The sequence below is a fragment of the Mesorhizobium sp. M0621 genome, assembly GCF_040320745.1.
Classification (GTDB): domain Bacteria; phylum Pseudomonadota; class Alphaproteobacteria; order Rhizobiales; family Rhizobiaceae; genus Mesorhizobium.
Genome location: NZ_JAMYQF010000116.1, coordinates 1 through 2942, shown reverse-complemented (window position 1 = coordinate 2942; position 2942 = coordinate 1). Strand labels below are relative to the sequence as shown.

Genomic DNA, 2942 nt, shown 5'->3' with positions numbered 1-2942 from the left:
CACAGGAAGAAGATCAACATCTCCACCGTGCTCGCCGGCCAGAGGCTCGGAATCACCGAAGTCGACGACGGCATTTGGCTCGTCAGCTTCATGCATTATGATCTGGGATATATCGACCTGGAACAAAGGACCTTGCAGACCATCGACAACCCGTTCGGCACGAGGTTGTCACCCATGTCTTAGGTACAGACTGTTACCCATGTCTCCGGGCCGTACAATCCGCAAACTGATGCCTCGGACGGAATCGAACCGCCGACCTTCGGTTTACAAAGACCGCAGGTCGATCGCGGCCTTCGAGCGTGAATCCGATCAAACCCTCGGCAAAAGTGCACTGTCACCGTAATTCCGGTGTCGCCATACATGTGCGATCCGTCTTCGCGGTAAATGCTCACAGTCACCCGGAATGCTTTCTCGCGGACTTCCTTCTTGCGGTCTTCAAACTGCTCCTTGGTTTGATCTGGCAAGAGCTCCCATTTTGCCAATGTAAGGTCAGCCTCCTCGGTGACCACGCGCTGCAGCCCTCTATAAATCTTCCTCACACTCTCAACTGAGACCGTGTAGGAGCCGAGAGGTATTTCTTTGTTCGCAACACCCATCTGAAATCCATCCGCCCAAGGTAATTATCGCACGGTACTTCTACTTCGGCGGCTCTTCAACTTAGGAGCCGGTCATTACACCGGTAGTCTTTGCTTTTCCCCACCTGATTTTTAAATCGACAATTGCATTGGCCCCGCTATTGATATGACACACGTCGCTAGGTCTCGGCGCGGCTTCGGAACGTAAGTTGGTGATGGAATGAAAGCGTTCGCTGTGAACAAAGGGGGCTCAATCACCGCTCCTGACGGCGATCTGATCTTTATGGATTTCGATCGGTTTCGTAGTGAGGTCTTCACAATTGGCCATTGCTTCGTGTGTGGACGAGCTCGGTGCAAGGACTTCAACAGGGAACACATAATCCCCGATTGGATGCTCCGCCTTTGCGGGCTACACAACAAGGAAATCACGCTGCCAAATGGCGTGAGAACCCGATACAGCACATACCGCTTGCGGTGCTGCACAAAATGCAATTCCCGTCTTGGTGATGAATTTGAGCGTCCGATACGAGAGGTGATTTCTGCTGGATTCGATCGTGTCGAGGAATACGCAAACTCTGGTGGCGCGGAACTGCTCCAGCTTTGGATGGCACTCATTTTTCTGAAGGTACACCTGAGGGATCGCCGAGTACCCGTGCATCGGGATCAACGTCTAGGGAGCGAGACAGTCGGTGAGGAATATGACCTGGACCTTCTTCACCACGTTCACGCTTTGGCTCGCGCGAGGTTGTTTGGCATTGAAGTGGACCCGGACGTCTTCGGCACATTCGTGATTATGCGAGCCCATAGAGAATGGTGTCCAACTACGTTCAACTATGCCGACAACTATCTCGGTGGCACCATAATGATACGTGTCAAAGACGTCGTTCTCTACAGCGTTATCGCCGATTGCGGCCTCGTTGGCTCGATGATGGGTCCGCAGTTGGACAGTTTGACGAACAGGATGCTGGATATTCAGTATCTTGAAGTTCTTACGCGCTTGGCCTGTGCAAATGTGCATATCATTTCGCAACCGCAATTTCGGACGGGCATTGACCTACTCAGCGGCGGCTCAAAGATCGAGGTGAAACTTCCCGACAAGGCAGAGATCAGAGACCTTGATCGTGATGTGCTGGGCTGGATGATGGAGGGTACAGTTTCGCGCTTCGTTTCTGAGAGTGTCGGCGCCAATCTACGGACGGGTCACTCGACCACACTTTGGGATGCAAATGGTGATACAGTCGAGTACCCCAAGCCGAACATCGACCCAGAATGGTAGAGAGTGCGGCCGGCGGTCGCCCCTAAATTGGTTGAACTGCGAAAGATGCGGCTATCTGGTGCCCCCGGACGGAATCGAACCGCCGACCTTCGGTTTACAAAACCGCTGCTCTACCAGCTGAGCTACAAGGGCACGGCGCTCCGGTTAGCATATTTGTTGCGCCAGTAAAGACAAAACTCCGTTTTTAACCGGCGTGTCATCCGGTTGTCGGGGAGGGCATCCTGAAAAGCGCCGGATTGCTTCCTACATATGGAAACGGTGCAATCGCTTCGAGTTGGAGTGTCGCATGATCAGATTTGTCATCATTCTCCCGATCATCTTCGTGGCCTGGATGCTGCTGGTGAAGATCATCAGCGACGTGAAGAAGGCCAATGTCGACTGGACCGGCGTCACCACCATCATCGGCTTCATCGCGCTGGCTTTCTGGCTGCGCCATGTCACGGGGATGTGAAAAGAGCGAGTAGCGAGTAGCGAGTAGGGGAATAGGGAATGGGGTGCGAGGGATTCCTTGGCGTTCCTGCCTTTCCCTACTCGCTATTCGCTACTCACTATTCGCTCCAATCTCCAAAACCTTTCGAACCTTTCCCCGCGCCGCGCCGACTGATGGTCGGAGGCGAATGGGTCGCCTCGATCAAAAGATCCAGGAGATCATCATGTTCAAGCGCACTCTTACCTCAGGCCTCGTTGCCGTTTTCGTCGCCGCCGGCGCGCTCGCCGGCACTGTCGGCACGTCGTCCGCCCATGGCATGCACGGCCATCATCATCACCACCACCACAAGCACTTCAAGAAGTTCTGGTGGAAGCACCATCATCACCACAGACACGGCAGGGTGATCATTTTCCTTTGATGGAGGGACCCATTCTTCCAAGAGGGCGGCTTCGGCCGCCCTTTTTTGCATTGGCGATCACCTTGTGAAGGGGGGATGGTAAGGCTGCCGATCTCCCCCCGCTACGGCATGCACACATTTCCAAGCAACTGGTCTTTGGCGATAGGGGGCAGGGGAATCGCTTCAGGTTAACGTTGATTTTTGACGGATGAGATTTTCGAGATAATCGGCGTTGAGATTGGCGAGTTTTCGTCGAACCTTGAG

The 2942-nt window shown here is 53.9% G+C and carries 3 protein-coding genes, 1 tRNA gene and 1 pseudogene; 3 read left to right on the top strand and 2 right to left on the bottom strand.

Going from position 1 to position 2942, the window contains the following annotated elements:
* Positions 1-183, top strand: a pseudogene (locus NKI38_RS33290) (hypothetical protein); the annotation flags it as partial.
* Positions 184-795: 612 nt separating this feature from the next.
* Positions 796-1851, top strand: coding sequence for a hypothetical protein (locus tag NKI38_RS33285; RefSeq protein WP_352665092.1), 1056 nt, complete (start codon positions 796-798; stop codon positions 1849-1851).
* Between the two features lie 56 nt (positions 1852-1907).
* Here NKI38_RS33285 and NKI38_RS33280 read toward each other — a convergent pair.
* Positions 1908-1983 (bottom strand) — tRNA-Thr (locus tag NKI38_RS33280).
* 154 nt (positions 1984-2137) lie between these two features.
* On the opposite strand from NKI38_RS33280, the gene NKI38_RS33275 reads away from it, so the two are divergent.
* Positions 2138-2302, top strand: coding sequence for a hypothetical protein (locus tag NKI38_RS33275; protein ID WP_352665090.1), 165 nt, complete (start codon positions 2138-2140; stop codon positions 2300-2302).
* 223 nt (positions 2303-2525) lie between these two features.
* Here NKI38_RS33275 and NKI38_RS33270 read toward each other — a convergent pair whose 3' ends face one another.
* Complete coding sequence (locus NKI38_RS33270) at positions 2526-2750, bottom strand: hypothetical protein (protein WP_352665088.1); 225 nt, start codon at positions 2748-2750, stop codon at positions 2526-2528.
* Positions 2751-2942 lie beyond the last annotated feature (192 nt).

Excerpts from the sequence above, each read along its gene's own strand:
- NKI38_RS33285 (WP_352665092.1), top strand. The coding sequence starts at position 796 with ATGAAAGCGTTCGCTGTGAACAAAGGGGGCTCAATCACCGCTCCTGAC.
- NKI38_RS33275 (WP_352665090.1), top strand. The coding sequence starts at position 2,138 with ATGATCAGATTTGTCATCATTCTCCCGATCATCTTCGTGGCCTGGATG.
- NKI38_RS33270 (WP_352665088.1), bottom strand. The coding sequence starts at position 2,750 with ATGCAAAAAAGGGCGGCCGAAGCCGCCCTCTTGGAAGAATGGGTCCCT.